Here is a 1391-nt window from a genome sequence, read left to right as displayed (position 1 = left end):
ATCTCCACACCTGCTAAGGTTATAGGGACAAGCCGTACGGGCAATTAGTACTGGTTAGCTTAATGCATTACTGCACTTCCACACCCAGCCTATCAACGTCCTGGTCTCGAACGACCCTTCAAAGAGCTCAAGGCTCTGGGAAATCTCATCTCAAGGCAAGTTTCCCGCTTAGATGCTTTCAGCGGTTATCTCTTCCGAACTTAGCTACCCGGCAATGCCACTGGCGTGACAACCGGTACACCAGAGGTTCGTCCACTCCGGTCCTCTCGTACTAGGAGCAGCCCCCTTCAAATTTCCAACGCCCACGGCAGATAGGGACCAAACTGTCTCACGACGTTTTAAACCCAGCTCACGTACCACTTTAAATGGCGAACAGCCATACCCTTGGGACCGGCTACAGCCCCAGGATGTGATGAGCCGACATCGAGGTGCCAAACTCCCCCGTCGATATGAACTCTTGGGAGGAATCAGCCTGTTATCCCCAGAGTACCTTTTATCCGTTGAGCGATGGCCCTTCCATACAGAACCACCGGATCACTATGTCCTACTTTCGTACCTGCTCGACTTGTCAGTCTCGCAGTTAAGCACGCTTATGCCATTGCACTATCGTCACGATGTCCGACCGTAACTAGCGTACCTTCGAACTCCTCCGTTACACTTTAGGAGGAGACCGCCCCAGTCAAACTGCCTACCATGCACTGTCCCCGATCCGGATAACGGACCAAGGTTAGAACCTCAAACAAACCAGGGTGGTATTTCAAGGTTGGCTCCACGAGGACTGGCGTCCCCGCTTCAAAGCCTCCCACCTATCCTACACAGATTGGTTCAAAGTCCAATGCAAAGCTACAGTAAAGGTTCATGGGGTCTTTCCGTCTAGCCGCGGGTAGATTGCATCATCACAAACATTTCAACTTCGCTGAGTCTCGGGAGGAGACAGTGTGGCCATCGTTACGCCATTCGTGCAGGTCGGAACTTACCCGACAAGGAATTTCGCTACCTTAGGACCGTTATAGTTACGGCCGCCGTTTACTGGGACTTCAATCAAGAGCTTGCACCCCATCATTTAATCTTCCAGCACCGGGCAGGCGTCACACCCTATACGTCCACTTTCGTGTTTGCAGAGTGCTGTGTTTTTATTAAACAGTCGCAGCCACCAGTTTATTGCAACCCTTTCGCCCTATCACAGTAAAGTGACCAAGCTACCGGGGCGTACCTTTTCCCGAAGTTACGGTACCAATTTGCCGAGTTCCTTCTCCCGAGTTCTCTCAAGCGCCTTAGAATACTCATCTCGCCCACCTGTGTCGGTTTGCGGTACGGTCTCGTATGACTGAAGCTTAGAGGCTTTTCTTGGAACCACTTCCGATTGCTTCGTGAACAAGTTCACTCGTCTC

At 51.6% G+C, this 1391-nt stretch carries 1 rRNA gene; it reads right to left on the bottom strand.

The features are described from left to right. Positions 1-23: 23 nt before the first annotated feature. A 23S ribosomal RNA gene (locus OIK44_RS25645) occupies positions 24-1391 on the bottom strand; the annotation flags it as partial.

Source organism: Janthinobacterium fluminis (genome assembly GCF_028595325.1).
GTDB classification, from domain to species: domain Bacteria; phylum Pseudomonadota; class Gammaproteobacteria; order Burkholderiales; family Burkholderiaceae_D; genus Janthinobacterium; species Janthinobacterium fluminis.
The sequence above is the reverse complement of the archived record's forward strand: the minus strand, read 5'-3'. Positions and strand labels throughout refer to the sequence as shown.